The sequence below is a fragment of the Rheinheimera nanhaiensis E407-8 genome, assembly GCF_000296695.1.
Taxonomy (GTDB): Bacteria; Pseudomonadota; Gammaproteobacteria; order Enterobacterales; family Alteromonadaceae; genus Alishewanella; species Alishewanella nanhaiensis.
This window is the reverse complement of record NZ_BAFK01000051.1, coordinates 1-1,076: the sequence shown is the minus strand read 5'-3', so window position 1 is coordinate 1,076 and position 1,076 is coordinate 1. Positions and strand designations below refer to the sequence as shown.

The window sequence follows — 1,076 nt, the reverse complement described above, 5'->3', positions numbered from 1 at the left end:
GAAGAGCGGTTTTACCTATTGACTCCGGGAAGGCTCATATGTGTTATGCATAGGATCTGATATGTGCTGCCAACTTTGCAAGTTCTGTGTCGTCCGCTCGCGCACAATCATGCGTCGATAAGAAACCTTCATATTTCAAAATGAATGGACCTTTGGTTCCATCAATCGGCTTGAACGTAGAATCATCGCCGGTGCCATGCATAGGGATCAACTTGCTGTGCAAGTGATCGACCTCATAGCCTTCATAAACGATACCTGTTCTTGCTACACCATCAAGCGCCTTATCAAGCAACAGCGCAACTTTCTTACTAGCGAGAGTAAGGTTGGCAACAACACTGTCTTCTTGTGCGAATATATAACTTGAATAATGTTTCTTTGGTATCACCACCGTAAACCCTTTGGTGTTAGGGTAAATCGACAAAAAAGCTAAATGCTCATCATCTTCCCAAACCTTATGGCACGGTGACGTACCTGAAACTATTTCACAAAAAATACAATTCATATCGAACCTGATAATGCATAACGCCCCGCGCATGCGCGCGAACTTGTGAGCGTCGCAGGGGCCGTAGGCCCCGAATGACGCGGATTGTTATAAATTATTTAACTCTTTAAGCTGATAATCCTTTGCCGACATACAAAAAGCAATAGCACCGTTTGGCTCGGGTTCTGGCTTATAAATTAGCGTTATTGCCGAAAGCTGTAAGCTCTCTCGCGTTAAACACAACTGAGCTAACAAATACCCCGGCTTTTCAACTCCTTCAAATCCGGCCGGATCAAAAAACACAAGAGGAACCTCATTTTTTTGTCCCTCACCGAACTTAAAGTTAATACTTGAAAGGTTTTGGTTATTCAGTCTTTCTGGAGCATAAAGGTTCACTAAACTACAACTTTCAGTTTCTGAGCTGAGATGCTTATAACTTAAAAAAGGCTCAATGCTGCTATCCGCTTTATTGTCACAGGCGACAGAGTTGGCACTAAAAAGCAGAAGTAAAACGCTACCTATCCGATTCATCAAAACTCGCCATAATTTATAACGCAAAGCACACGGGTGACGACCGCGTAGCGGTTGGCATCCC

General features: G+C 43.6%; 2 protein-coding genes. Both read right to left on the bottom strand.

The genetic code is table 11. The annotated features are described in order from the left end of the window. Positions 1-43 precede the first annotated feature (43 nt). Positions 44-502: an HIT family protein gene (locus tag RNAN_RS18530; protein WP_040552762.1), complete on the bottom strand. Its 459-nt coding sequence runs from the start codon at positions 500-502 to the stop codon at positions 44-46. 87 nt (positions 503-589) lie between these two features. Then, positions 590-1,076, bottom strand: a 487-nt coding sequence (locus tag RNAN_RS18525; RefSeq protein WP_237739954.1) for a hypothetical protein, incomplete at its 5' end; no start/stop codon positions are given.